Source organism: Actinoplanes sp. 13 (assembly GCF_056134165.1).
In genome coordinates this window covers 23,466-46,507 of record NZ_JBVYOQ010000019.1, presented here as the reverse complement: position 1 = coordinate 46,507, position 23,042 = coordinate 23,466, and the positions used below count along the sequence as shown (strand labels likewise).

Below are 23,042 nucleotides of genomic sequence, written 5' to 3'. Positions count from 1 at the left end.
GGTCAGCATCGCCGCAGGCACAGGCCAGGGGCCGCGGCCGGTACAGCTCAGCGCGGGAGTCGCCGAGACCGCCGCACGCCGGGCGGCGACCGGTTGAACGTCCGCTGAACCGTTTGCCACCGCCCCGCTGACCGGAGCCGTTTTGGCGGCCCGCAGCCGTGCTGGTAGTCTGGCTCATCGCGTGTGGTGACACGATGCTGTTGGCTGCACCGGCTCCCAGCCGGGACAGGTGATGGCGGTGACCACCGCTTGAGACCAGTTTCCGAACCTAGTCAGGACAAGGCTGTCGCGTGGCGAACATCAAGTCCCAGATCAAGCGCAACCGGCAGAACGAGAAGGCCCGTCTGCGCAACAAGTCGGTCAAGTCGTCGCTGAAGACCGTGATCCGCAAGCTGCACGAGGCGAGCGACTCGGGCAACGTCGAGACGGCCACCACTCTGCTGCGTGACGCCTCGCGTCAGCTCGACAAGGCTGTCAGCAAGGGCGTCATCCACAAGAACCAGGCGGCCAACCGCAAGTCGGCCATCGCCAAGAAGATCGCCTCGCTGTCAGCCTGATCTGCTCGTTCCGGATCAGGTCACGACCGCACGGACGCGGTCGGTGACACGCCTGCCGTAACAGGTGGGCAGACTCTTTGAAACCGGGCTCCGCCGGACCTTTCAGGTCCGCGACGGTGCCCGGTTTCATTGTGTCCGAGCACGGTCCCCGCGCGCCGGACCGAGCACGGTCCCCGCGCGCCGGCAAGAGCGTCCAGCGCGCCGGCAAGAGCGTCCGGCACGCCGCAGGCGACGAAGGCTGCTTGAAGCCCGGCGGGGCATCACCCGGCCCGGCCAGGCCCGCCAGGAGCCCAGGATGAGACGGGCGTAGATCGCGGGATGCAACCGGCGCAGTCCGACGACGGGGCCGGTGTAGTCAGATCCTCAGTGACCCGAACTCACTCGTAGCGGCGCGCAGCCGCCTGGCGCGCCACCTGCTGCCGCACGTCCAGCTGATCCGCCCAAGGACGCCGCACCACGCCGCCCCCGGCACCAGGCCGAGCCGTCTCCGCTCCGGTGACCCGCTGCCCACGCTCCGCCACGTGCCCGCGCCCCGCCACGTCACCGTCCCGGCTCGCACCCTGTGGCCGGCCATAGACGACACCCGGCGCATAGCCACCGGCCGGCACAGTGCCGGACGCCGCGCGCACCTGCGCGGCCACATCCTGACGAAGCTCACGGTCAACGGCACCGTGCCCCTCAGCCCCAGCGGGATGAGCACCGCCCGGGTGACCGGTGGAAGACCGGCTCGCAACGGGCATGCCCGTCCCGGCAGCCGAACGACTTTCATCAGCGGAAGGCGCTCCGGAGAACCAGGAGGAGCCGGAGAATTCAGAAGACCCGAAGGACCCCGAGGGCTCGGAGGACCAGCTCCCGTCGGCGAAGGACCGCTCATCCACACCGGGCGGCATCGTGGCCGACCGCAGCACGGTGGCCCGCGCCGTGGCCGGCTCGGCAGCGATCGACCCCATGGCGAACGTGCCCGCCACCAGGTCGTTGAACTTGACCATCAGGGCGACCGTGATCGGCAGCACCAGCACACCCCACCAGCTGACCAGCTCGGCCAGGGCCAGCAGGATGCCCAGGACCACGGCACCCTCGAGGAAGACGAAGCAGAGCAGGCCGCTGGGGGCGAGGTGCCGCAGGTGCAGGACCCGCGCGTAGAGCGGCTGGGAGGCCATCTCGGCGCGCCGGGACCGCACTGTCCGGGTCATCGGGCACCGCCGTCCCGGCGGGCGGCGGCCACCGCGAAGACCGCCCGCTCCAGCGCGTAGCCACGGTCCTCCGCTCCGCCCTTGACAGCGGCGTTGCAGTCGGCGGCGGCACGCATCGCGTCGATCAGGCCTTCCGGTGTCCAGCCGCGGCTGCGCTCCTGAGCGCGCTGGATCTTCCAGGCGGGCATGCCGAGGGTGCTCGCCAGCTGGTAGGCGTTGCCGCGACCGGCGGACGCCACCCGGGCCACGGTGCGCACGCCGTCGGCGAGCGCGTCGGCGATCGGCACCGGGTCCACGCCGACGTGCAGGGCCCAGCGGAGCGCCTCGAGGGCTCCCGGCAGGTCCCCGACGACCGCGGCATCGGCCACCGTGAAGCCGCTGACCTCGGCCCGGCCCTTGTAGTAGCGGGCCACCACCGCCTCGGTGACCTTGCCCTCGGTGTCGGCGAGCAGCTGCGAGCAGGCGGCCGCGATCTCACGCAGGTCGTTGCCGACGGCCGCCAGCAGGGCGGCGGCGGCAGCCTCGTCACATCGGGCGCCGTGGCGGCGGAACTCGTCACGGACGAACGCGACCCGCTCCCGGTCGTTCTTCAGTTTCGCCGCCGGCTCGACCACCGCCCCGGCGGCGCGCAGGCCGTCGGCGAAGGCCTTGCCTTTCGCGCCACCCGGATGCGTGACGATCAGGGTCACGTCAGGATCCGGGCCCTTCGCGTAGGCGAGCAGTGCGGTCACCAGGTCCTTGCGGGCATCCTGACCGTTACGGATCACCAGCACCCGCCGCCCGCCGAACAGCGAAGGGCTCAGCATCTCGGCCACTTCGCCGGCCGAGAGCGCGCCCGCCTCGTATTCCCGGACGTCGGCGCCGGGCTCGGCCGCGCGGGCAGCCTCCACCGCCGCGGCGACAGCGCGGGCGGAGAGCAGTTCCTCATCACCTTGGACGAGCAGCAACGAGGGAGGTGGCGCGGCATTCACGCCCGATATCGTCGCACGGTGGTCTGACAACCCGGCACGCCTCACTCCTTAGCGCATGGACGCCGATCACCGAACGCGAAAGCCGACATATCGCCGCTCAGGCATGCCTTGTCACCCGTAAAGTCGCCTGCTCAGGCCAAACGTCGTCACACCCCATGCATCCGGTTTCATCCGCTATATCACCTAACGGCCGCGTCCGCTGCCGTTACCCGGATCCCTCATCCGCGCGTGTCGTCGACAGGCCGGCCTCTAAGCGGGCGGGTCACCGCGAGCCGCCACCGCCAATCCGTCTCCCGCCGCGACCGCTGCCACGTCTCCCGACTCGTCGGTGCGGACGATCCGCGCTCCACCCCGCCCCAACCTGCCCAGCACCCCGGGATTCGGGTGACCGTAATCGTTGTCCCTGCCCACCGACACCAACGCCACCGCGGGCCGCACCGCGTCGAGCATCTCCACCGACTGCAGAGCACTGCCGTGATGAGAGACCTTCAAGACATCCGCTCGTACGCCCTCCGCGCCCACCACCGCCATCAGGTCGTCCTGCTGCTCCGTCTCCGCGTCGCCGGGCAGCAGCACCGTCCGGCCGCCGATCGTGGCCAGCAGGATCAGCGAGTTGTTGTTCGGGTCGGAGTTGGTGCCGCGCAGCGGTTCGAGCGGCCCGAGCACCTGCAGGCGGAGCGCACCCACCGTGGCGGACCATCCCGGCCGCACCGCCCGCACCGCGATCCCGGCTCCGGCCGCCGCACGCTCGACGTCGGCCCGGCCGCCCACCGGCTCCGGCCAGTCCGGGCCGATCACCGCGGCCACCCGGCGGCCGCGGAACACTCCGGCGACGCCGCCGACGTGGTCGGCGTGGAAGTGACTGACCGCCAGGAACACCACCTCCCGTACGCCCAGGCGGCGCAAGCAATGATCGACGGCGTGCGGCTCCGGACCGGCGTCGATCACGACTGCCCGGCCGTCCCCCGCGGGCAGCACCACAGCGTCACCCTGACCGACCGCGCAGGCGATCACCAGCCAGCCCGGCGGCGGCCACCCCGGGGCGAGCATCCGCACCGGCAGCGAGCCGAGCATGGCCGCCAGAGCAACGACCAGGGCGATCCGGCGTACGACAACCCGGCGCGCCGCCACCAGAAAGGCAATCGTGAGGCCCGCGAGCAGCAGCCCACCGGCCGCACCCTCGGGCCACGGCAGCGCGCCGGCCGGAACCCGCGCGCCGGTGTGCGCGACCAGCACCAGCCACCGGGCCGGCCAGTGCCCCAGCCAGGCGAGGAACTCGGCCCCCGCCGGCCACACCGGGGACACCACCGCCGCGCCCACGCCGAGCAGCGTGGCCGGGGCGATCGCCGGGACCGCGACCAGGTTGGCCGGCACCGAGACCAGGCTCACCGTCCCGGAGATGGCGGCCACCACCGGACCGCAGGCCACCTGCGCCGCGGCGGGCACCGCGAGGGCTTCGGCGGCACCGGCCGGCCAACCGTGCCGGCGGAGTCCGTCCCGCCAGGCCGGTGCGAGCAGCAGCAGTCCCGAGGTGGCCAGCACGGACAGGGCGAAACCGGGGTCGGCCGCGAGCTCGGGATCCGCGACCAGAAGCACCGCGGCACCGGCCGCGAGGGCCGGCACCGCCGCCCGGGGCCGCCCGGCGGCCAGGCCGAGCAGCCCGATGGCGCCCATCGCGGCCGCCCGGACCACGCTCGGTGACGGCCGCGCCAGAATGACGAACCCCACCAGCGCCACCCCGCACACCACCGCGCAGAGCAACGGTCCGGCCCGCGCCCGCCGCACCAGGAACAGCACCACGCCCACCACGATCGCCACGTTGGTGCCACTGACGGCCGTCAGGTGCGTCATCCCGGTGGTCCGGAAGTCCTCCTCCAGGGCCGGGTCCAGCCGGCTGGTGTCGCCGACCACCAGGCCGGGCAGCAGGCCGCCGGGCTCGTCCGGCAGCGGGGCGCAGGCGCGCTGCAGGCCGGCGCGCAGCACGTCCGCCGCCCGCTGCGCCCAGGACGGCCGCCCGATCGGGGCCGGGGGCTTGCGCGCCGAGATCACTGCCGCCCGCAGGTCACCGGGGCGAGGCTCCTGAAGCCGGCCGCTGACGGCGACGCGCTGGCCCGGCAGCAGGCCGCGCCAGCCCGGGTGCGCGCCGAGGACGAGCGCCCGCGCGGAGAGCCGCACCAGCGGACCCTCCTCAGGCTGCACGGACCGCAGTTCGACGGCGACCAGATAGGTGGGCGGCCCGGCGGTGCGGGGCAGCAGCCGCGGGTCGTCCCGGACGATCACCTCGACCCGCACCGGCTCCCTGGCTTCCAGCAGCGCCACCAGGGCCGGCGCTTCGCGAACCGACACCCGGGCCGCGGTGGCGATCGCCCCGCACCCGACGCCGAGCGCCACCGCCACCCCGATCCACCGCACGCCCGCCGCCGAAACGCCCGCCAGAAAACCGGCAGGCGCCACCCGGCCACTCCGCACCCCCACCGCCGAAGAAGCGGCCGGCGCCGCCCCACGACGGCGCCGGCGCAAAGGTCTGCCACCACCTGCGAGGAAGGCAAAAGGGCTACGCCGGACGGCGTGACCGCCGGCCACGGAGGCGTCGGCACCGAGGTGGGCGGCGGCGCCGACGTGAGAGGCGGCGCCGGGGTGGGATGCGGCGCGAGGGCGGTACAGCAGGAGGCTGATCGCGACGACTAAGGCCACCACACCGACCACCGTCCCGGCAGCGGCGGGCAGGTGGAGGGCAGCCAGTGCGGAGAGCCACGTCCCGACGGTGAAGCCGCCCAGCCGCAGGTCCGGCACACGGCGTTGACCAGGCTCGGTCATCCGACCGTCACCAGGTCCTTCAACTGCTCGTACCGCGCGTCACCGATGCCGTCGACCTTGCGGAGGTCACCGACCGCGCGGAAGCCGCCCTGGGCGGTGCGGGCGTCCAGGATCCGTTGCGCCAGGACCGGCCCGACGCCCGGCAACTGATCGAGGTCAGCCATCGTGGCGGTGTTCAGGTTGACCAGCGCCCCGGGCGTCGCGGGCGGCGGCGCTCCCGGGACGGCTCCGGCCATCGGGCCGGCACCCGGCGCCACGGAGACCCCTACCATGATCAGCTCGCCGTCGACGACCTTGCGCGCCAGGTTCAGCATCGCGACGTCCACACCCGGCTGGGCGCCACCGGCAGCGGTCAGCGCGTCGGCCACCCGGGCACCCGGCGCGAGGCGGACCAGGCCGGGCTTGCGCACCTTCCCGCCCACCGCGACCACGACCTCGCCCACATCCGCAGCAGAACCAGCGCTCGGCACCGGGCCCGCGCCGGGAACGGCGCCCGCACCGCCCGAGACAGGGCCCACCTCGACCGCATCGGCGCCCGCGATCGCCGGAGACGTGACCTCGTCGACTCTCGGCCGCGCCCGCCACGCCAGGAAGGCAGCGACGACGACCACGACCAGCGCGACAAGAGCCAACGCCCGCACACCCCGCCGGCCGGGATCAAAGGCATGCAGCCAGGACCGCCGGTCCCCGCCGAACGCGCCCGCCCCGCTCAGGCCCGCGGACGCAGGCCGCACCCGAGGAGCCGCCGGGTCGAGGAACACGGCGTTGGCGGGCCCCTCGGAAGCGGACAACCGCTTCCCGTCCCACGCATAAGCCGGCCCGGCGTCATCCCGCCCGCCCGGAGACGACCCCGGCGAGCCGCCGCCGGACCCGCCATCCTCCGCCCGCCCACCCGCGGGCGATCCCCCGAAAGGGCGACCATCCCCCGCCAGGTCCTCCTCGGACCACCCCGGCAACAGGTCGTCCCAGCTGACCGGCCCGCCGTCGGCCGGCACCGACTCGTCCGCGTCCGCGTCGAGCACCGCCCGGAGCCGCGCCCCGACGGCGTCACCGTTATCCTTCGCCTCTCGCACGCTTGGAGAAGGTAGGAACTCAGCCGGCCCGCTGCCCGCGTCCCTGTGGACAGCGCGTCATTGTGGATAACCGCCCAGCCCGCCGTCATCGTGCTAAAGGACTGCCCGTGAAGTCGACCGACGCCCTGGCCACGACCGTTTCCCGGCTGCGGGCGGCGGGCTGTGTGTTCGCCGAGGACGAGGCGGCCGTGCTGATCGAGGCAGCGGCGGACGACGTGGCGCTCGCCGCGCTGGTGGAGCGGCGCGCCGCCGGTGAGCCCCTCGAACAGGTGGTCGGGCACGCGGATTTCTGCGGGGTGCGGGTCCGGCTGCGTCCCGGCGTCTTCGTGCCCCGGGTGCGCAGCGAGCTGCTGGTCCGGCTCGGCGCTGCCGCGGTCCCGCCGGACGGCCTGGTGGTGGATCTGTGCTGCGGCTCCGGCGCGCTCGGGCTGGCGGTCCGGCATCGGGTTCCCGGCATCACCCTGCACGCCTGCGATCTGGATCCGGTCGCCGTGGCCTGCGCCCGGGACAATCTGGCACGGCCGGGCAACGAGACAGCCGCCGTACATCAGGGAGATCTCTTCGAAGCGCTTCCGCCGGGGCTGCGCGGCCGCGTCGACCTGCTTCTCGCCAACGTCCCTTACGTGGCGACCCGGCATCTGCCGTTCCTGCCCGCCGAGGCCCGTGACCACGAGCCCCGCACCGCCCTGGACGGCGGCGACGACGGGCTGACGATCTTCCGGGCCGTCGCTGCCGGGGCCGGCGACTGGCTCTCCCCCACCGGCCTGCTGCTGTCCGAGATCACCGAGACCCAGATCGACACCGCTCTCGCGATCGCCGGCGGGAACCTCTTGACCGCGACCGTCGAGAGAGACGACGATCTCGACGCCTTCGTGATCACCGCACGGCAGAAGGACGCCACCGTGAGCACCGCACGGCAGAACGACACCGCCGTGAGCACCGCACGGCAGAACGACGCCACCGTGAGCACCGCGCGGCGGAAGTAGGACGGACCCATGGGCCTCATGCGAAGGATCGCCCGAGCCAGACTGGCCGGCCGGGTCCTGCGGCGTCTGCGCCGTGCCGGTGTCAAGGACGCCCGCTATCACGCCCGCGCCTTCGAGATCCGGTTCACCGCGCCCAGCGACCTGGAGACGGCCATCGTCCAGCTCGAGCCGCTGCTGACCGGGCGGTACCGGCGCCGGCAGCTGGACGGCTTCATCACCGGCCTGCTGCAGAGCCCCGGCCTGCCGGGCGAGTGGTCGCAGGCCGCGCCGCTGCTGCGGCCGGTGCTGCGCGGCGTCACGCCGGGCGCGCCGCTGCGTCGCCCGGCCATGCCGTTCCTGTCCGAGTTCGTCGTGGTCGATCAGCCGGACACCATGACGTACGTGACTGCGGCCCAGTTGGCCGCCTGGCGGGTGTCGGCCGCCCGGGTCCATGCGACCGCCCGCGCCAACCTCACCGGCGCGGTGCTGCACGGCGTGGCGAAGGGTCCGACGGTGGTGCGGTTCGTCGACGACGGTGACGCCTACTGGACCTCGCATCTGCTGCTGGAGGGCTGGCTGGGCCGGCTTGCCGAGCAGGTCGGCGGGGTGCCCGTCGCATTCGCCCCGGATCGGGGCACCCTGCTGGTCACCGCCGACGGCAGCGATCACCTGCCGGGCCTGTTCGCCCAGGCCGAGGAGTTCTTCCTGCGCTCGGCGCGGGGGCTCAGCCCGATGGCGTACACGGGTGACGCGCAGGGCTGCACGGTCCCTTATCCGGCGCCGCCCGGCCATCCGCTGCACCACCTGGTCCAGCGCGCCGAACGCGTCCTGGCCGTCAGTGAGTACGCCCGTCAGGCCGTCGACTCCACCGAGCCGCTGGCACCGCTGGTGCTGACCGGCTCACCGGCGGAGGGGTGGCGCACGTGCGCGGTGTGGGAGCAGAACAAGCCCGTGCTGCTGCCGCGGGCGGACGAGGTGCAGATCGGGGACCGGGTGGTGCCGTGGCCGGAGATCGAACGCCATCTGCGCCGGGTCGAGGGCATCGAACCGGCACGCTGGTCGGCAAGCGCCTGGCCGAAGGCCTGACGCCGCACACGGGCGGCGAAGGCCGGCCGTTCAGCGCCGGTGCACGACCACGCCGGCCAGGCCCGGCCCGGTGTGCGCGGCGACCACCGCGCCCACCTCGGTCAGATAGCAGTCCCGCAGCCGCTCGCCGAGCCGCGTGCTGATCGCGTCGACCAGCGCCGACGCCCGGTCCGGCGTGCCGAGGTGGTGCACCGCGACGTCGGCCTCACCGTCGCCCGCCGCCTCCACCGCGAGATCGACGAGCCGGGTCAGCGCGCGCCCCGCCGTGCGCACCTTGTCCCGGACGACGACTTCGCCGCCGAGCACGTGCAGGATCGGCTTCACCGACAGGGCGGTGCCGAGCAGGGCCTCGCCCGCGCCGATCCGGCCGCCGCGCCGCAGGAACTCCAGCGTGTCCACGTAGAAGAAGGTCGTCACTCTGCGCGCATGGTCGAGCGCGACAGCGCGTACCGCATCGAGATCGTCTCCGTTGGCCGCCGCGGTGGCCGCCGCCAGGGCGGGGAAGCCCAGCCCCATCGCTGCCGTCCCGCTGTCGACGACCCGCACCCGGTCGCCGATCTCGGCCGCAGCCAGCTCGGCCGCCTCGAACGTGCCGGACAGCTTCGCGGACAGGTGCACCGAGACGATGCCGTCGGCGCCGGCGTCGAGCAGCCGCCGGTAGACGGCGGCGAACTGGGACGGCGCGGGCCGGGACGTGCTGACGGCGACCCGCCGGGTGCCGAGCGCTCGGGCGATCTCGGCGGGCGAGATCTCCAGGCCCTCCAGGCCGTCCCAGCCGTTGACAACCACGGTGAGCGGCACGATGGTCAGGTCATATGTGCCGCTCAGTTCGGCCGGCAGGTACGCCGTGGAGTCGGTCACGACCGCGATGGTCATGCACGCAAGGTACTTGATGAACCTGCGGATCAGTTGGTGGCCACGGAGGAGACCACGAACGGCTCGCCCTGCATGCAGGTGGTCATCAGGCCGCTCTCGGCCTTGCCGACGACGGTGATCTCGCTGCCGGCCTTCACCGACGACTCCATCGCCTTGTCCTGGAAGATCAGCAGATGGTCGCCGGCGCCGTCCTTGAGGAGCAGACAGCCGGGCTCGACGCCCTGGCGGACAGTGCCGGTGATGGTGGTCGCCCCGGCCGGCGCGGAGGCCGCCGGCGACTCACCGGTGGGCTCGGGCGAGGCCGAGGGGAGATCGGCGGAGGGTGCCGGTGCGGGCGCGCCCGCGTCGGTGGTGTTGTTCGCGCAGCCGGCGGCCAGCGCCAGGAACAGCGCGGCGGGGAGAACGCTTCGACGGATCAACATGGTCCTTGGACGTTACCGGATCACCGGTGGTTCCCCGCCGCCGGAGGGGAACCTCAGACCGGCGGCGGAACCGGGCGGTCGGTGAAGACCCCCACGTTGTACGCCCCGAGCTGCCAGCCTCGGACCGGGTCGTCGGTGAGCTCCACCCAGTGGCAGTTCTGCAGGGCCCGCAGGGTGCGCAGCTGTTCCTGCCGCCAGCCGAGCAGATGCCCGACGCCCTGCCGGGCCGCGGCGCCGTGGGTGGCCACCACGACTGTGCCGCCGGGCGCCAGCAGAGCCGCGTCCTGGATCGCGTCGCAGACCCGTTTACCCAGTTCGTCCAGGGTTTCCACGTCGCCGCCGACGACGTCCTCGCCGGCCGTCCAGCGGGCGTGCTCGTCGGGCCGGCGCGCGGCCACCTCGGTCATGGTCAGACCCTGCCAGGCGCCGAAGTAGCGCTCCCGCAGCCGCTTGTCGGCGCTGACCGGCAGCTCGGTCAGCGCGGCGAGCGCTGCGGCGGTGTCGGCGGCCCGGCTCAGGTCGCTGGAGACGATCGCGTCCGGACGGGTCCGGGCGATCAGTTCCGCGGCCTCGGCCGCCTGCCGCCGGCCCAGGTCGTTGAGCGGCACGTCGGTCTGCCCCTGCACGCGGTGGCCGGCGTTCCAGTCGGTGTTGCCGTGCCGCCAGACGATGACCCGGGTCACGGCGCCTCGGTGGCCGGGGCCCCGGCGTCGACCATGTCCCGGTCCACGAACGGGATGCTCGGGCAGTCCTTCCAGAGCTTGTCGAGCGCGTAGAACTCGCGCTCCTCGACGTGCTGGACGTGGACCACGATGTCGACGTAGTCCAGCAGGACCCATCGGCCCTGCCGCTCACCCTCACGCCGGGCCGGCTTGGCCTTCTCCGGCAGGTTGAGGAGCGCTTCCTCGATGGCGTCGACGACCGAGACCACCTGACGCTCGTTCGACGCCGAAGCGATGACGAACGCGTCCGTGAGGTAGATCTGATCGGCGACGTCGATGATGGAGATGTCCTGCGCCTTCTTGTCGGCGGCGGCCTGAGCGGCCGTCAGCGCGAGTTCCAGAGCGCGTTCGGTGACGGGCAAAAGAGTCCCCTCGGTCGGGTGTCAGTGCTTCAAGCGTCTCACATCGGAGCGGCAACGCCCGAGTCCCGATAGAGGCCCCGCTTGTTGATGTACTGCACGACACCGTCCGGCACGAGGTACCAGACCGGCAGCCCCTCGGCGACCCGTTCCCGGCAGTCGCTGGACGAGATGGCCAGGGCCGGCACCTCGACCAGAGTCACGCTCTCCGCCGGCAGATGCGCCTTGGAGAGCTCGAAGCCCGGACGGGTCACACCGATGAAGTGCGCCAGCCGGAGCATGGTCAGCGCGTCCTTCCACGACAGGATCCGGGAGAGCGCGTCGGCGCCGGTGATGAAGTAAAGCTCGGCGGACTGGCCGTAGACCGCGCGCATGTCCCGCAGCGTGTCGACGGTGTAGGTGGGGCCGTCCCGGTCGATGTCGGCGCGGCTGACGTGGAACCGCGGGTTCGAGGCGGTGGCCACCACCGTCATCAGGTACCGGTCCTCGGCCGGCGAGACGCGGCCCTTCTCGTACGGCTGGCCGGTGGGGACGAACATCACCTCGTCCAGGTCGAAGCGGGCCTGCACCTCGCTCGCCGCGACCAGGTGACCGTGGTGGATGGGGTCGAAGGTGCCACCCATGATTCCCACGCGCCGTCCGGACATCGCAGAAGAATATCGTTTGATTCCGGTCAGGGGCGGTGGCGGGGCGGTCGGATGGGGAGATCAACCGTCCAGGCGGGCTCGGACGGCGGCCAGCAGGTCGTCGGCGGTGAACGGCTTACCCAGCAGCGCCACGCCGGGGTCCAGGGTGCCCTGCGAGGCCAGCACCGGCTGGGCGTACCCGGACATGTAGAGCACCCGGGTCGTCGGGCGGGCCGTCACCAGCCGCTCGGCCAGCTCCTTGCCCAGCATTCCGGGCATCACCACGTCGCTGACCAGCAGATCGATCTCGCCCTCGTGCCGGGCGGCCAGCTCCAGCGCCTGCGCGCCGCCCTCCGCCGAGAGCACGTGATATCCCGCGCCGGACAGGATCCGCCCGGCCACGTCCCGCAGGGCGTCCTCGTCCTCGACGACCAGCAGCGTCTCGCCGTGCCCACCGGTCGCGGCCGGCTCGGCGGCCGCCTCCTCCGGCGCCTCGGCGGCGCCGACCGGCAGCAGCACGGTCACCGTGGTGCCGAGGCCGACCTCACTGGCGATGGTGACGTCGCCACCGGCCTGGGTGACGATCCCGTAGACCGTGGCCAGGCCGAGACCGGTGCTCTCACCGTTGCCCTTGGTGGTGAAGAACGGCTCGAAGGCGCGGTCCAGCACGTCGGCGGGCATGCCGGAGCCGGAGTCGCAGACCCGCAGCCGGACCCGGTCGTCCAGGGCCCCGGTGTCGATCACCAGGTTGCCGCCGGACGGCATCGCGTCCCGGGCGTTCAGCGCGAGGTTGACCAGCATCTGCTCGATCTGGCTGGGGTCGCAGGTCACCGTCGGCAGATGCGGGGCGGACCGGAAGATCAGCGTGATGTGCTCCCCGAGTGTGCGGCGGAGCAGGTCCTGCACCTCGGCGATCAGCGCGTTGAGGTCGACCGGCTGGGGGCGCACCACCTCCCGGCGGGCGAAGGCGAGCAGCTGGTGGGTGAGGTCGGTGCCGCGCTTGCCGGCGCGGACCACCTGCTGCGCGTCGGCCACGATCATCGAGACGTCCGGCTCCGGCGACTCCGCCTCCTCGATCACGAAACTGGCGTAGTTGAGGATCACGCCGAGCATGTTGTTGAAGTCGTGGGCGATGCCGCCGGCCAGCTGGCCGAGGCTCTCCAGGCGCCGGCTGCGGTGGGTGTGCGCCTCGGCGCGCAGCCGTTCCCGCTCCTGCTCGGCGTGCACCCGCTCGCTGATGTCGCGCACCACGGCGACAGCCAGCCGGCCCTGCGGGGTCTCCACGATCGTGGTGGAGGACTCGCACGGGAACTCGGTGCCGTCCCGGCGCCGGGCGGTGGTCGTCACCGTGCCGATCGAGCCGGGCGGGCTCTCCGCGAACAACCGGTGCCGTTCCGACCGGATCACCCGGGAGGCGTCGGTCAGCAGCACCTCGACGGGCTGCCCGATCAGCTCGGACCGCGGCCACCCGTACATCTGCTCGGCCCGGTCGTTGATCAGCACGACCCGTTCGCCGTCGATGACCAGGATCGCGTCCGGCGCGGCCTGCAGCAGACCGCTGGACAACTCCGCCGACCACTCCACGCATACACCCCCGTAGCCTCAGGCTACGAAATCGGAAGGGTGAAGGCGGGGCGAATCGGGTCAACCGCGGGCGTTGAGCGCCCGGCGCATGTCGTCGTCGGCGTCCTGCACCACGCGGCGCAGGATGGGGTTCAGGTCCGGGCGGGCCAGCAGCCCGGCGGCCAGCTGCCGGGTCCGTGCCGAGACCGCCACGTCGGGGTACGCCGCGATAGCGGTCCGCTCGGCGCTCATGCCGCTGCGCACGCGCATCATCTCCGGCATCTCGGCGAAGTACCGCTCGGCGTACCCGATCAGCAGGTCGAGCTGCTCCGGGTGCCAGAACCCGGCCGCGGTGAGTTCGGCCAGCCGGTTCGACAGCGAGGCGTCGCCGACCACGGCCGACCAGGCGGTCTCCTTGGCCACGGCGTCCGGCAGCGCGGCACGGCAGCGGGCCGCCCACTGCTCGCCGCTGGCGCTGCGGTCGGTGTCCAGCTCGGCGTCGATGGTGTCGTGGCCGGCCCCGCCGAGCACGCAGAGCCGGTACAGGATCAGCCAGCGCAGGTCGGCGTCGACGGCCAGGCCCTCGGGCACGTACTCGCCGTCGAGCCAGCCGCGCAGGCGGGCGGTCTCGGCGGTGGCGCCGATCAGGCCGCGTGCCGCCGCCAGCTGCCGGGAGCTGCCGGCCGGCGATGCGACGAGCAGCCGGTCGGCGGCCTGGGCGAGCAACTCCAGGACGGCGGGCCGGGTCTCCGGGGTGGCGTACCGGTCGACCAGCCCCCGGGTGGCGCGCAGCACGTCCTCGACGATCACCACCTCGGTCTCCGCCGGCAGCGCCGCGAGCACCAGGGTGACCAGCTCGGCGACCGGCCGTTCGCCGTCCACCACGGCGTCCAGCCCGGCGGCCCAGATCACCGCACGGGCCAGCGAGTCGTCGAGCAGGGGCAGCAGCAGCGGCACGCCGGCGGCCGACTCCTCGTCGAGGCGGACCTTCGCATAGGTCAGGTCACCGTCGTTGAGCAGCAGCAGGTCGGCCGCCGGCTCACCGGTGAGTTCGGTGATCACGGTACGACCGGACGCGTCCAGCTCGGCCTCCACGTGCTTACGGCGTACCACCGCGCCGCCCGGCCCCGCGTCGAACAGCCCGATGCCGATCCGGTGCGGCCGCAGCGTCGGATGCTCGTCCGGCGCGGTCTGCACCACCGCGACCTCGGCGTAGTTGCCGCCGTCGGTGGTCACCTCGGCGCGCAGCGTGTTGACCTGCGCGCGCCGCAGCCACACCTCGGCCCAGGCGGAGAGGTCCCGGCCGCTGGCCGCGGAGAGGGCGCCGAGCAGGTCGGCCAGGGTCGCGTTGCCGTACGCGTGCGCCGCGAAGTGTGCGTTCAGCCCGGACAGGAACGCGTCGTCACCGAGCCAGGCGACCAGCTGCTTGAGCACGGCGGCGCCCTTGGCGTACGAGATGCCGTCGAAGTTCAGCAGCGCCTCGTCGGTGTCGGACACCTGCGACGGCGCCACCGGGTGGGTGGAGGGCCGCTGGTCGGCGCGCAGCCCCCAGGCCTTGCGGTGCATGGCGAACGTGGTCCAGGTCCCCCGGTAACGGGTGGCCTCGGCGGTGACCCGGGTGCCCAGGTACTCCGCGAACGACTCGTTGAGCCACAGGTCGTCCCACCACTTCATGGTCACCAGGTCGCCGAACCACATGTGCGCCATCTCGTGGGCGATCACGTTGGCCCGGTGTTCCCGCTCGCTCTCGGTGACCGCGGACCGCGGGATCATCTCGTCCCGGAACACGACCAGGCCGGGGTACTCCATCGCGCCGAAGTTGAACTCCGGCGCGAACGCCTGCTGGTAGTGGCCGAACGGGTAGCGGATCGCGAACATCTCGTGGAACCGGTCCAGGCACTGCTTGGTGATCTCGAAGATCTCCGGCGCCTCGGCGTCCAGCTGCTCGGCGAGCGCGGCGCGGACGTAGAGCGCGAGCGGCACCCCGTCGTGGGAGTCGGTGAGCGCGTAATAGCGGCCGGCGATCAGCGTGGCCAGGTAGGTGGAGATCCGCTGGGTCGGGGCGAACTCCCAGCGCCCGCCGTCCCGGGACAGCAGGGGGCCGTTCGTCGCCACCAGCCACTCCGGCGGCGCGGTGACGCTCACCCGGAACGACGCCTTCAGGTCGGGCTGGTCGAAGCTGGGCAGCACCCGGCCGGCGTTGTTGATGAACAGGTGCTGGTACAGGTAGACGTTGCCGTCCGCCGGGTCCACGTAGCGGTGCAGGCCCTCGCCGTTGTTCGAGTACCGCATCTGGGCGTCCACGACGAGCTCGTTGCGCTCGGCCAGGCCGGTCAGCAGCAGCCGCTCGCCGGTCGCCGCGGCGGCCGGCACCGGCTCGCCGTTCACCGTCATCGCGTTGATCTCAGCCGGCTCGAACTCGAGGAACGTCGCGGCGCCGGCCCGGGCGCGGAAGCGGACCACAGTCCGGGAGCGGAACGTGTCGCCGTCCCCGGTGAGGTCCAGGTCTACGTGGTACTCCTCGACGTCGACGAGGGACGCTCGCTCGGCGGCCTCGGCACGGGTCAGGGTCGGCATGACGACCATCATGCCTGCCGGTGGAGCGCTACCTGCGCAAGCGCGCGCCACTGAGGCACCGATCGTCTCTGCTAGCCTGGGCGCTCTGCGCCCGTGATGGACCTGGCCGGCCTCATCACCAAGATGAGCAAGACCACCGGCACCGGCCGGATCGGCCTGCTCGACCCGCCCGACGTGCGGAAGGTCCTGGCCGAGGGCGCCGACCGGGTGCGGCCCACCGCCGCGGCGACGGTCGGCCGGGCCCGGCGGGCCATCGGCCTACTGGACCAGCGCGGGCAGCCGTTTCTCGAAGCAGAGGCGGTGCGGGTGCCCGGCGTGGTCGCCGAAGGCCGGGATCTGGTCGTACCCCGAGGACTGGTAGAGGGCGATCGCCGCGGCCAGGTGGATGCCGGCGCTGAGCCGGATCACCGGACGTCCCGCGGCGAGCGCCTCCTCCTCGATCGCGACGATCATCTGCCGGGCCAGACCTCGGCCCCGGTACGCCGGGCGCACGTACATGCGCTGCAGTTCGGCGGCGCCGATGCCGAGGGCACGCCAGCCGCCGCAGGCGACAGCCCGGCCGTTGACGAGACCGACCAGATAGGCGACGTCGTCCTGCGGCTCGAACATCCGGTCCCCGGACCCGGCGCCGGCCCCCGACACCTCCCGCTGCTGGGCGGTGACGAGGGTGGCCAGTTCGGGGTCCAACGAGGGACGGGATTCGATCAGCACACAGGTGACTCTAGGTGACGACCGTTTCTAGAGGGTTGCGACGATCTGGCCGATTCCCTATTCGCCGGTGTCCTCGTCGTCGTCATCGTCGTCCGTGACCAGCACCGGCATGTGCGTGTTCGACACCGTGGACACCGTGCCGTCCGCGGACATCTGCAGGACCTCGTCGTCCTTGCGGACCCGGCGGGCCTTGCGCGCGGCCAGGCGCTGCGCGGCGCTGGCACGGCCGGTGAGCTCCTCCAGGCGGGCGTCGGTGCCACGCGGACCGGTCACGTACTCGCCCGCGCTGGGCTGCCAGTCGAACTCGCGCTCGCCGATCCGGACCGGGTCGCCGGGCTGTGCGCCCTTCTTGGCCAGCTCCGCCTCCACGCCGAGACGCTCCAGGCGGTCGGCCAGGTAACCCACGGCCTCGTCGTTGTCGAAGTTGGTCTGCCGGACCCAGCGCTCCACCTGGGTGCCGCGGACCACGAACACGCCCTCCGCGTCCTGCTCCACGGTGAACCCGGCGTCGTCGACCGCCCGCGGGCGGATCACGATGCGGGTGGCCTCCTCGACCGGCTTGGCGGCGCGGTTCTCGGCGACCAGCTTCGCCAGCGCGAAGGAGAACTCCTTGAGGCCCTCGCGGGTCACCGCGCTGATCTCGAACACCCGGTAGCCGCGGGCCTCCAGATCGGGCCGGACCATCTCGGCGAGGTCCCGGCCGTCCGGGATGTCGATCTTGTTGAGCACCACGAGACGGGGGCGGTCCTCCAGCCCGCCGTACGCCGACAACTCGGCCTCGATCGCGTCCAGGTCGGCCAGCGGGTCGCGCTCGATCTCCGGCGCCGCCGCGTCCAGTACGTGCACCAGCACCGAGGTGCGCTCGATGTGCCGCAGGAACTGCATGCCCAGGCCCTTGCCGGTGGCCGCGCCGGGGATCAGGCCGGGCACGTCGGCGATGGTGAACGTCTCGTCACCCGCCTGCACGACGCCGAGGTTCGGCACCAGCGTGGTGAACGGGTAGTCGGCGATCTTCGGCTTGGCCGCGGACATCACCGAGATCAGCGACGACTTGCCGGCCGACGGGAAACCCACCAGACCGACGTCGGCGACGCTCTTCAGTTCCAGCACCACGTCCAGCCGGTCGCCCGGCTCACCCAGCTCGGCGAAGCCGGGCACCTTGCGCCGGGTGTTCGCCAGCGAGGCGTTGCCGCGGCCGCCGCGGCCGCCGCGGGCCACGGTGAACTCGGTCCCGGCGCCGACCAGGTCGGCCAGCACCTCGCCGTCCTCGGCCTGCACGACGGTGCCGTTCGGCACCTTGAGGATCAGGTCCTTGCCGTTCGCGCCGTCGCGGTTGGAGCCGGCGCCACCGCCGCCGTTGGTCGCCTTGACGTGCGGGTGGAAGTGGAAGTCCAGCAGGGTGTGCTGCTGCGGGTCCACCACCAGGGTGATGCTGCCGCCGTGCCCACCGTTGCCGCCGTCCGGCCCGCCGAGCGGCTTGAACTTCTCCCGGTGCACGGAGACGCAGCCGTGCCCACCGTCACCTGCCTGGAGATGCAGTACTACCCGGTCGACGAACGTGGTCACTTCGACTCCTACTGAGATTCCGTGTGGTGACGTGGGGTGCGCTGGGCACCTGAAGTCACCACACAGCGAACCGAGACTTCGTGTGGTGACGTGGGGTGCACCGGGCGCCCCGAGTCACCACACGGTGAACCGAGAAACGACAGCGGGCCGCGGACCCGAGGGTCCACGGCCCGCTGTAGAGGAAATCTACTCCGCGACCGGCACGATGCTGACGGTCTTGCGACCGCGGGACGTGCCGAACAGCACGTTGCCGGCCGCCAGCGCGAACAGCGTGTCGTCGCCGCCGCGGCCGACCAGGTCGCCCGGGTGGAACTTGGTCCCACGCTGACGGATCAGGATCTCGCCGGCGCTGACCAGCTGGCCACCGAACCGCTTCACACCCAGCCGCTGGGCGGCGGAGTCACGGCCGTTACGCGAGCTGGAAGCACCCTTTTTGTGAGCCATGGCTGCGCCTACTTCCCGCTGGAGATGCCGGTCACCTTGACGCGGGTCAGCGGCTGGCGGTGCCCCTGGCGCTTGTGGTAGCCGGTCTTGTTCTTGAACTTGTGAATCCGGATCTTCGGACCCTTGGTGTGCTCGGCGATCTCGCCGGACACCGTCACGTTGGCAAGCTTGGCCGCATCGGTCACCAGGTTGTCACCGTCGACGAGGAGGACTGCGGCGAGCTTGAGGGCATCGCCGGGCGCACCCGCGAGCTTCTCGACCTCGATCACGTCGCCCTCGGCAACCTTGTACTGCTTGCCGCCGGTCTTGACGATCGCGTACATCGACGCGGACTCCCTGAGACTTACGCAGCCGGAAGACTGCTGGCGGATACTGCTTGGGGATCCGGCGGCGCGGTTGGGCGCGCACGGAACAGGCGCCGAAAAAGCGCCGTCGGCAAGCCTACTTCATCGGCGGGCCCAGACCCAAACCGGCCTGGTCTAGCTCCGGCCGCAGGCCTTGTCCAGCGTGGCCCGCAGCTTGGCGAGCCTCTTGTCAGTGATCTTGTCGAGATCACCCTTCAGCGCCTCCACCTGGTCACCCATCGTGGCCAGCGCCTTCTTCACCTGGGCGTCGGCAGCCAGTCCGGACATGTCGAGCAGGGCGTAGGAGTAGTTCTCCACGTCACGGGAGGCCTTCTGCTTCGCCTCGGCCTCGGCCTGACCACCCTGCTTGGCGGCCTTCGCGAGCAGCCGGGAGTCCTCGGCGAAGGTCTTGCCGAAGGCGATGCTGGTCCGCGACGCCTGCTCGCAGATGGCGTCGGTGTCCTTGGACAGTGCGGCGTCACCGGCAGCGGCGTCCGCGGCGGCCGGAGCGCCGGCGTCGGCCGTGGCGCCGCCCTCGGCGTCGGCCGTGGGGGCGGCGGCATCGGCGGCGGCCGGCGACGCCGGAGCCGGCGCGGACGCGGCCTTCGGCTCGTCGCTGGAGCAGCCGGTCAGGAGCAGGGCAGACAGCCCTACAGCGGCGACAAGGGTGCGGCGCATGGCTTCGCTCTCCTCGGGGGACGGGGATCGATCCCGGAGAGAGTAACGGATCACACGGCCCCGTAGTTAACTTTCTTTACAGCTAACTACGGTGCCGTGTCCGCGGAGGTCAGGGCCGGGTACGCCGCCGCGTACCGCCCCGCCGGGAGCGACGCCGGGCGCCCGTCCCGGCACCCACCGGCTCGTCGTCCTCGTCCTCGTCGTCCTCGGCCGCGTCCGGGTCGTCGGAGCTCACCAACTGCATCGGCTCGGCCGGGTCGTGGCCGGCGCTGTTCGCCACCGGCGCTTCGTAGCGGGACAGGTCGTACCCGCTGATGTCGTAGTCGTCCTCGTCATCCGCGGCATTGACCGCCGGCTTGGCGGCCACGCGCACGATGCCGGAGCCGGTGACCGGCTCACCGGTCTCGGCGACCGCCTGCGCGGCCGGCGGCGCCTCGGCAACCTCGGCCACCGGACCCGCCTCAGCCACCGGAACCGGCTCGGCCACCGACTCGGTCACCGGCGCGGCCTGGGTCACCGGGCCGGCCTCGGCCACCGGCGTCTCCTCGGCGACCGGCGTCTCCTCGACGACCGGGGCGCTCTCGCCACCGCCACCACCGCGGCGGCGCCGCTGCTTGCCGGACGGCTGCTGGGGTTGCACCGCCGGCGCCTCGGTCCGCGGCGCCGACGCCACCTGCTTCAGGGTGGCCGCCCCGCTGCCGCCGCTCCGCTTCTCCGGCACCGGCTCGGGGTGGATCAGCAGGCCCCGGCCCTTGCAGTGGTCACAGGTCTCGCTGAACGCCTCGAGCAGGCCCGCACCGATCCGCTTGCGGGTCATCTGCACCAGACCCAGCGAGGTGATCTCGGTGACCTGATGCTTGGTCCGGTCCCGGCCCAGGCACTCGGTGAGCCGCCGCAGCACCAGCTCGCGGTTGCTCTCCAGCACCATGTCGATGAAGTCGATCACCACGATGCCACCGAGGTCGCGCAGCCGCAGCTGGCGCACGATCTCCTCGGCCGCCTCGAGGTTGTTGCGGGTGACCGTCTCCTCCAGGTTGCCGCCGGCGCCGGTGTACTTACCGGTGTTGACGTCGACGACGGTCATCGCCTCGGTCCGGTCGATCACCAGGTGACCACCGGAGGGCAGGAAGACCTTGCGGTCCAGCGCCTTGAGGATCTGCTCGTCGATGCGCCACTCGGCGAAGGCGTCCGCCGTGCCGGTGTGCCGGCGCAGCCGCTCCACCAGGTCCGGGGAGACCGAGTCGAGGTAGTTCTCCACCTCGGCGTACGCCTGCTCGCCCTGCACGACAAGCTCGCGGAAGTCCTCGTTGAACAGATCCCGCACGACCCGGATGACCAGGTCCGGCTCCTCGGACAGGGCCCGCGGGGCGTTGCCCTCGGCAGCCCTGGCCTGGATGTCCTCCCACTGTGCCTGCAGCCGCTTGACGTCGCGGGCCAGCTCGTCCTCGCTGGCGCCCTCGGCCGCGGTCCGGACGATCACGCCGGCGCCGTCAGGCACCAGCTTCTTCAGGATGTCCCGCAGACGCTTGCGCTCGTTGTCCGGCAGCTTGCGGCTGATCCCGGAGGCGTTGCCGTTCGGCACATAGACCAGGTGCCGGCCGGAGAGCGCGATGTGGCTGGTGAGCCGGGCGCCCTTGTGGCCGATCGGGTCCTTGGTGACCTGCACCAGCACCGAGTCACCGGAACGCAGCGCCTGCTCGATCGAGCGGGCCCGGCCCTCGAGACCGGTGGCGTCCCAGTTGACCTCACCGGCGTAGAGCACGGCGTTGCGGCCCCGGCCCACGTCGACGAAGGCGGCCTCCATGCTCGGCAGCACGTTCTGCACCTTGCCGAGATAGACGTTGCCGACCATGGTGCCCGAGGTGGCCCGGGACACGTAGTGCTCGACCAGGATGCCGTCCTCGAGAACAGCGATCTGGGTGCGGTCCTGCTTCTGGCGGACCACCATGACGCGGTCCACGGCCTCCCGGCGGGCCAGGAACTCCGACTCGCTGAGGATCGGCGGGCGGGTCCGGCGCTGCTCCCGGCCGTCCCGGCGGCGCTGGCGCTTGGCCTCGAGCCGGGTCGAGCCGGAGACGCCCTGCACCTCGTCGCTGCGGCGCGGCTCGCGCACCCGCACCACGGTGTGCACGCCGTCCTCGATGCCGCCGGCCTCGCCGTCCCCGCTGGAGCCCTTGCGACGGCGGCGGCGCCGGCGGCGGGTGACACCCTCGGCGTCGCCCTCGGTGTCGTCGGCCTCGTCGTCCTCGTCCTCGCCGTCGGCCGATGCCTCGGCACCCTCCTCGGACTCCGGGTCGCCGTCGGCGTCGTCGGCCTCGTCGGACGGGCCCTTGCCCCGGCCCCGGCCACGGCGGCCGCGGCGGCGCCGGCGGCGGGCGCCGGCCTCGTCATCGTCGTCGCCCTCGTCGTCGACGCCGTCCTCGACGTCGTCGGAGCTCTCGTCGGGCTCCTCGAGCACCGGTTGCGGCGCGATCGTCTCGGTGGCCTCGACCTCGGCGGGCTCCTCGGCCGCGCTCCGGCGGCGACGCCGGCTGCGGCGGGCGCCCTCGACGGGCTCCTCCTCGGCCACGACCTCCGCCGGCTCGGCGGGAGCGGGCGTCTCGACGGGCTCGGCGGCGGCCGCGGCCCCGCGGCGGCGCCGGCTCACCGGCGGCGCGGGCTCGGTCTCGGTCGCCTCCGGCGGCATGAAGAGCACTGCCGGGGGAAGCGCGGCACGACGCGTCCGGGGGGCGCGGACGGGCTCCTCCTCGATGAAGTCGTCGTCGAGCGGCAGGATCCCGACGACCGGGACACCGGCGGCGCGGGCCGCGGCCTCCGCGATCAGGGCGGCCTCGTCCTCGTCGTCGGTCTCGTCGATGGCCTCGGTCACGGCCTCCGGCGCGGCGGCCGGGGGCACCTCGGCGGCCGGCACCTCGACCGGAGCCGGCTCCGGCTCGGGTTCGACCTTCTTGCGGCGGGCCCGGGTGGCCTTCTTCACCGGCGCGGGAGCCGCCTCGGTGGCCTCGACCGGCGGGGAAGCCGCCTCGGCGGGCGCCGGGGTGTCCACGGCCGGGGTCTCGGCGGCCGGCGAAGGGGCCGGCTCGGCGGCAGCAGCCGGGGCGGCTGCCTTACGCCGGGCGCGCGTCGCCTTCTTCACCGGCGGGGGAGGCGCCTCGGCGACGGCCTCCGACGCCGCGGCGGCCTCGATGCCGGCGCCCGGTTCGGCGCCGGCTTCCGGACCGCCGGGCTCCGGCGGTGGCGCGGCGGCCTTGCGGCGCGGTGCCCGCGTCCGGCGTGCCGGGGTGGTGCCGGTGGCGGCATCTGCGGGCGGCGTGACTGCACCGTCCCGTTCACCGCCCTGATCTCCCAGGTTGACTGGGGGCTCGTTATCGAGCATGGGGCGCTCTCCAGTTCTAGCGACCCCGGGCGCGGGTAAGCGCTGCCACGCAGGATCGCTGCAAGTGTTCCGGGCCCGGCCGTGTCCGGCCGAGCTTCCGAAGTCTGCCAACGAAC

The 23,042-nt window shown here is 72.8% G+C and carries 20 protein-coding genes; 3 read left to right on the top strand and 17 right to left on the bottom strand.

What is annotated here, in order from left to right; translation table 11 throughout:
* Positions 1-290: 290 nt before the first annotated feature.
* Positions 291-557, top strand: a complete 267-nt coding sequence (rpsT, locus tag AC0NH5_RS29565; RefSeq protein ID WP_474409972.1) for a 30S ribosomal protein S20 — start codon at positions 291-293, stop codon at positions 555-557.
* 377 nt (positions 558-934) lie between these two features.
* On the opposite strand, the gene AC0NH5_RS29560 is transcribed toward rpsT, so the two are convergent.
* The 4 genes from AC0NH5_RS29560 to AC0NH5_RS29545 form a co-directional block, all read right to left on the bottom strand.
* Positions 935-1,750 (bottom strand): hypothetical protein, encoded by an 816-nt coding sequence (locus tag AC0NH5_RS29560; RefSeq protein WP_474409971.1) that lies wholly within the window; start codon positions 1,748-1,750, stop codon positions 935-937.
* Positions 1,747-2,730, bottom strand: a complete 984-nt coding sequence (holA, locus tag AC0NH5_RS29555) for a DNA polymerase III subunit delta (protein ID WP_474410149.1) — start codon at positions 2,728-2,730, stop codon at positions 1,747-1,749. The genes AC0NH5_RS29560 and holA overlap by 4 nt, the downstream gene beginning before the upstream one ends.
* A gap of 240 nt (positions 2,731-2,970) precedes the next feature.
* Positions 2,971-5,538 (bottom strand): ComEC/Rec2 family competence protein, encoded by a 2,568-nt coding sequence (locus AC0NH5_RS29550; RefSeq protein WP_474409970.1) that lies wholly within the window; start codon positions 5,536-5,538, stop codon positions 2,971-2,973.
* Positions 5,535-6,611 (bottom strand): ComEA family DNA-binding protein, encoded by a 1,077-nt coding sequence (locus tag AC0NH5_RS29545; protein ID WP_474409969.1) that lies wholly within the window; start codon positions 6,609-6,611, stop codon positions 5,535-5,537. The genes AC0NH5_RS29550 and AC0NH5_RS29545 overlap by 4 nt, the downstream gene beginning before the upstream one ends.
* 107 nt (positions 6,612-6,718) lie before the next feature.
* On the opposite strand from AC0NH5_RS29545, the gene AC0NH5_RS29540 reads away from it, so the two are divergent.
* Positions 6,719-7,597, top strand: coding sequence for a putative protein N(5)-glutamine methyltransferase (locus AC0NH5_RS29540; RefSeq protein ID WP_474409968.1), 879 nt, complete (start codon positions 6,719-6,721; stop codon positions 7,595-7,597).
* A 9-nt stretch (positions 7,598-7,606) separates the two neighbouring features.
* Positions 7,607-8,662, top strand: a complete 1,056-nt coding sequence (locus AC0NH5_RS29535) for a hypothetical protein (protein WP_474409967.1) — start codon at positions 7,607-7,609, stop codon at positions 8,660-8,662.
* A 30-nt stretch (positions 8,663-8,692) separates the two neighbouring features.
* Here the strand turns inward: AC0NH5_RS29535 and AC0NH5_RS29530 are convergent, their stop codons facing one another.
* From AC0NH5_RS29530 to AC0NH5_RS29470, 13 genes are all read right to left on the bottom strand, one after another.
* Positions 8,693-9,538: a DegV family protein gene (locus AC0NH5_RS29530; protein ID WP_474409966.1), complete on the bottom strand. Its 846-nt coding sequence runs from the start codon at positions 9,536-9,538 to the stop codon at positions 8,693-8,695.
* A gap of 29 nt (positions 9,539-9,567) precedes the next feature.
* Positions 9,568-9,960 (bottom strand): hypothetical protein, encoded by a 393-nt coding sequence (locus AC0NH5_RS29525; RefSeq protein ID WP_474409965.1) that lies wholly within the window; start codon positions 9,958-9,960, stop codon positions 9,568-9,570.
* Between the two features lie 53 nt (positions 9,961-10,013).
* Entirely contained in the window at positions 10,014-10,643 is a 630-nt protein-coding gene (locus AC0NH5_RS29520; RefSeq protein ID WP_474409964.1) for a histidine phosphatase family protein, read from the bottom strand.
* Positions 10,640-11,044, bottom strand: a complete 405-nt coding sequence (gene rsfS, locus AC0NH5_RS29515; protein WP_474409962.1) for a ribosome silencing factor — start codon at positions 11,042-11,044, stop codon at positions 10,640-10,642. The genes AC0NH5_RS29520 and rsfS overlap by 4 nt, the downstream gene beginning before the upstream one ends.
* A 38-nt stretch (positions 11,045-11,082) precedes the next feature.
* A complete protein-coding gene (nadD, locus tag AC0NH5_RS29510) occupies positions 11,083-11,688 on the bottom strand; it encodes a nicotinate-nucleotide adenylyltransferase (protein WP_474409961.1) in 606 nt (201 codons plus the stop codon).
* A gap of 60 nt (positions 11,689-11,748) precedes the next feature.
* Positions 11,749-13,251, bottom strand: a complete 1,503-nt coding sequence (locus AC0NH5_RS29505) for a hybrid sensor histidine kinase/response regulator (RefSeq protein WP_474409959.1) — start codon at positions 13,249-13,251, stop codon at positions 11,749-11,751.
* Between the two features lie 60 nt (positions 13,252-13,311).
* Positions 13,312-15,807 (bottom strand): aminopeptidase N, encoded by a 2,496-nt coding sequence (gene pepN, locus AC0NH5_RS29500; RefSeq protein ID WP_474409958.1) that lies wholly within the window; start codon positions 15,805-15,807, stop codon positions 13,312-13,314.
* A 258-nt stretch (positions 15,808-16,065) separates the two neighbouring features.
* Positions 16,066-16,518: a GNAT family N-acetyltransferase gene (locus AC0NH5_RS29495; protein ID WP_474409957.1), complete on the bottom strand. Its 453-nt coding sequence runs from the start codon at positions 16,516-16,518 to the stop codon at positions 16,066-16,068.
* 57 nt (positions 16,519-16,575) lie between these two features.
* Positions 16,576-18,084: a GTPase ObgE gene (gene obgE, locus AC0NH5_RS29490; RefSeq protein WP_474409956.1), complete on the bottom strand. Its 1,509-nt coding sequence runs from the start codon at positions 18,082-18,084 to the stop codon at positions 16,576-16,578.
* A 186-nt stretch (positions 18,085-18,270) separates the two neighbouring features.
* Positions 18,271-18,528, bottom strand: coding sequence for a 50S ribosomal protein L27 (gene rpmA, locus AC0NH5_RS29485; RefSeq protein ID WP_474409955.1), 258 nt, complete (start codon positions 18,526-18,528; stop codon positions 18,271-18,273).
* A gap of 8 nt (positions 18,529-18,536) precedes the next feature.
* Positions 18,537-18,851 (bottom strand): 50S ribosomal protein L21, encoded by a 315-nt coding sequence (gene rplU, locus AC0NH5_RS29480; RefSeq protein ID WP_474409953.1) that lies wholly within the window; start codon positions 18,849-18,851, stop codon positions 18,537-18,539.
* Positions 18,852-19,007: 156 nt separating this feature from the next.
* Entirely contained in the window at positions 19,008-19,550 is a 543-nt protein-coding gene (locus AC0NH5_RS29475; RefSeq protein ID WP_474409951.1) for a hypothetical protein, read from the bottom strand.
* 109 nt (positions 19,551-19,659) lie between these two features.
* Positions 19,660-22,926, bottom strand: a complete 3,267-nt coding sequence (locus AC0NH5_RS29470) for an Rne/Rng family ribonuclease (protein ID WP_474409949.1) — start codon at positions 22,924-22,926, stop codon at positions 19,660-19,662.
* Positions 22,927-23,042: the final 116 nt, after the last annotated feature.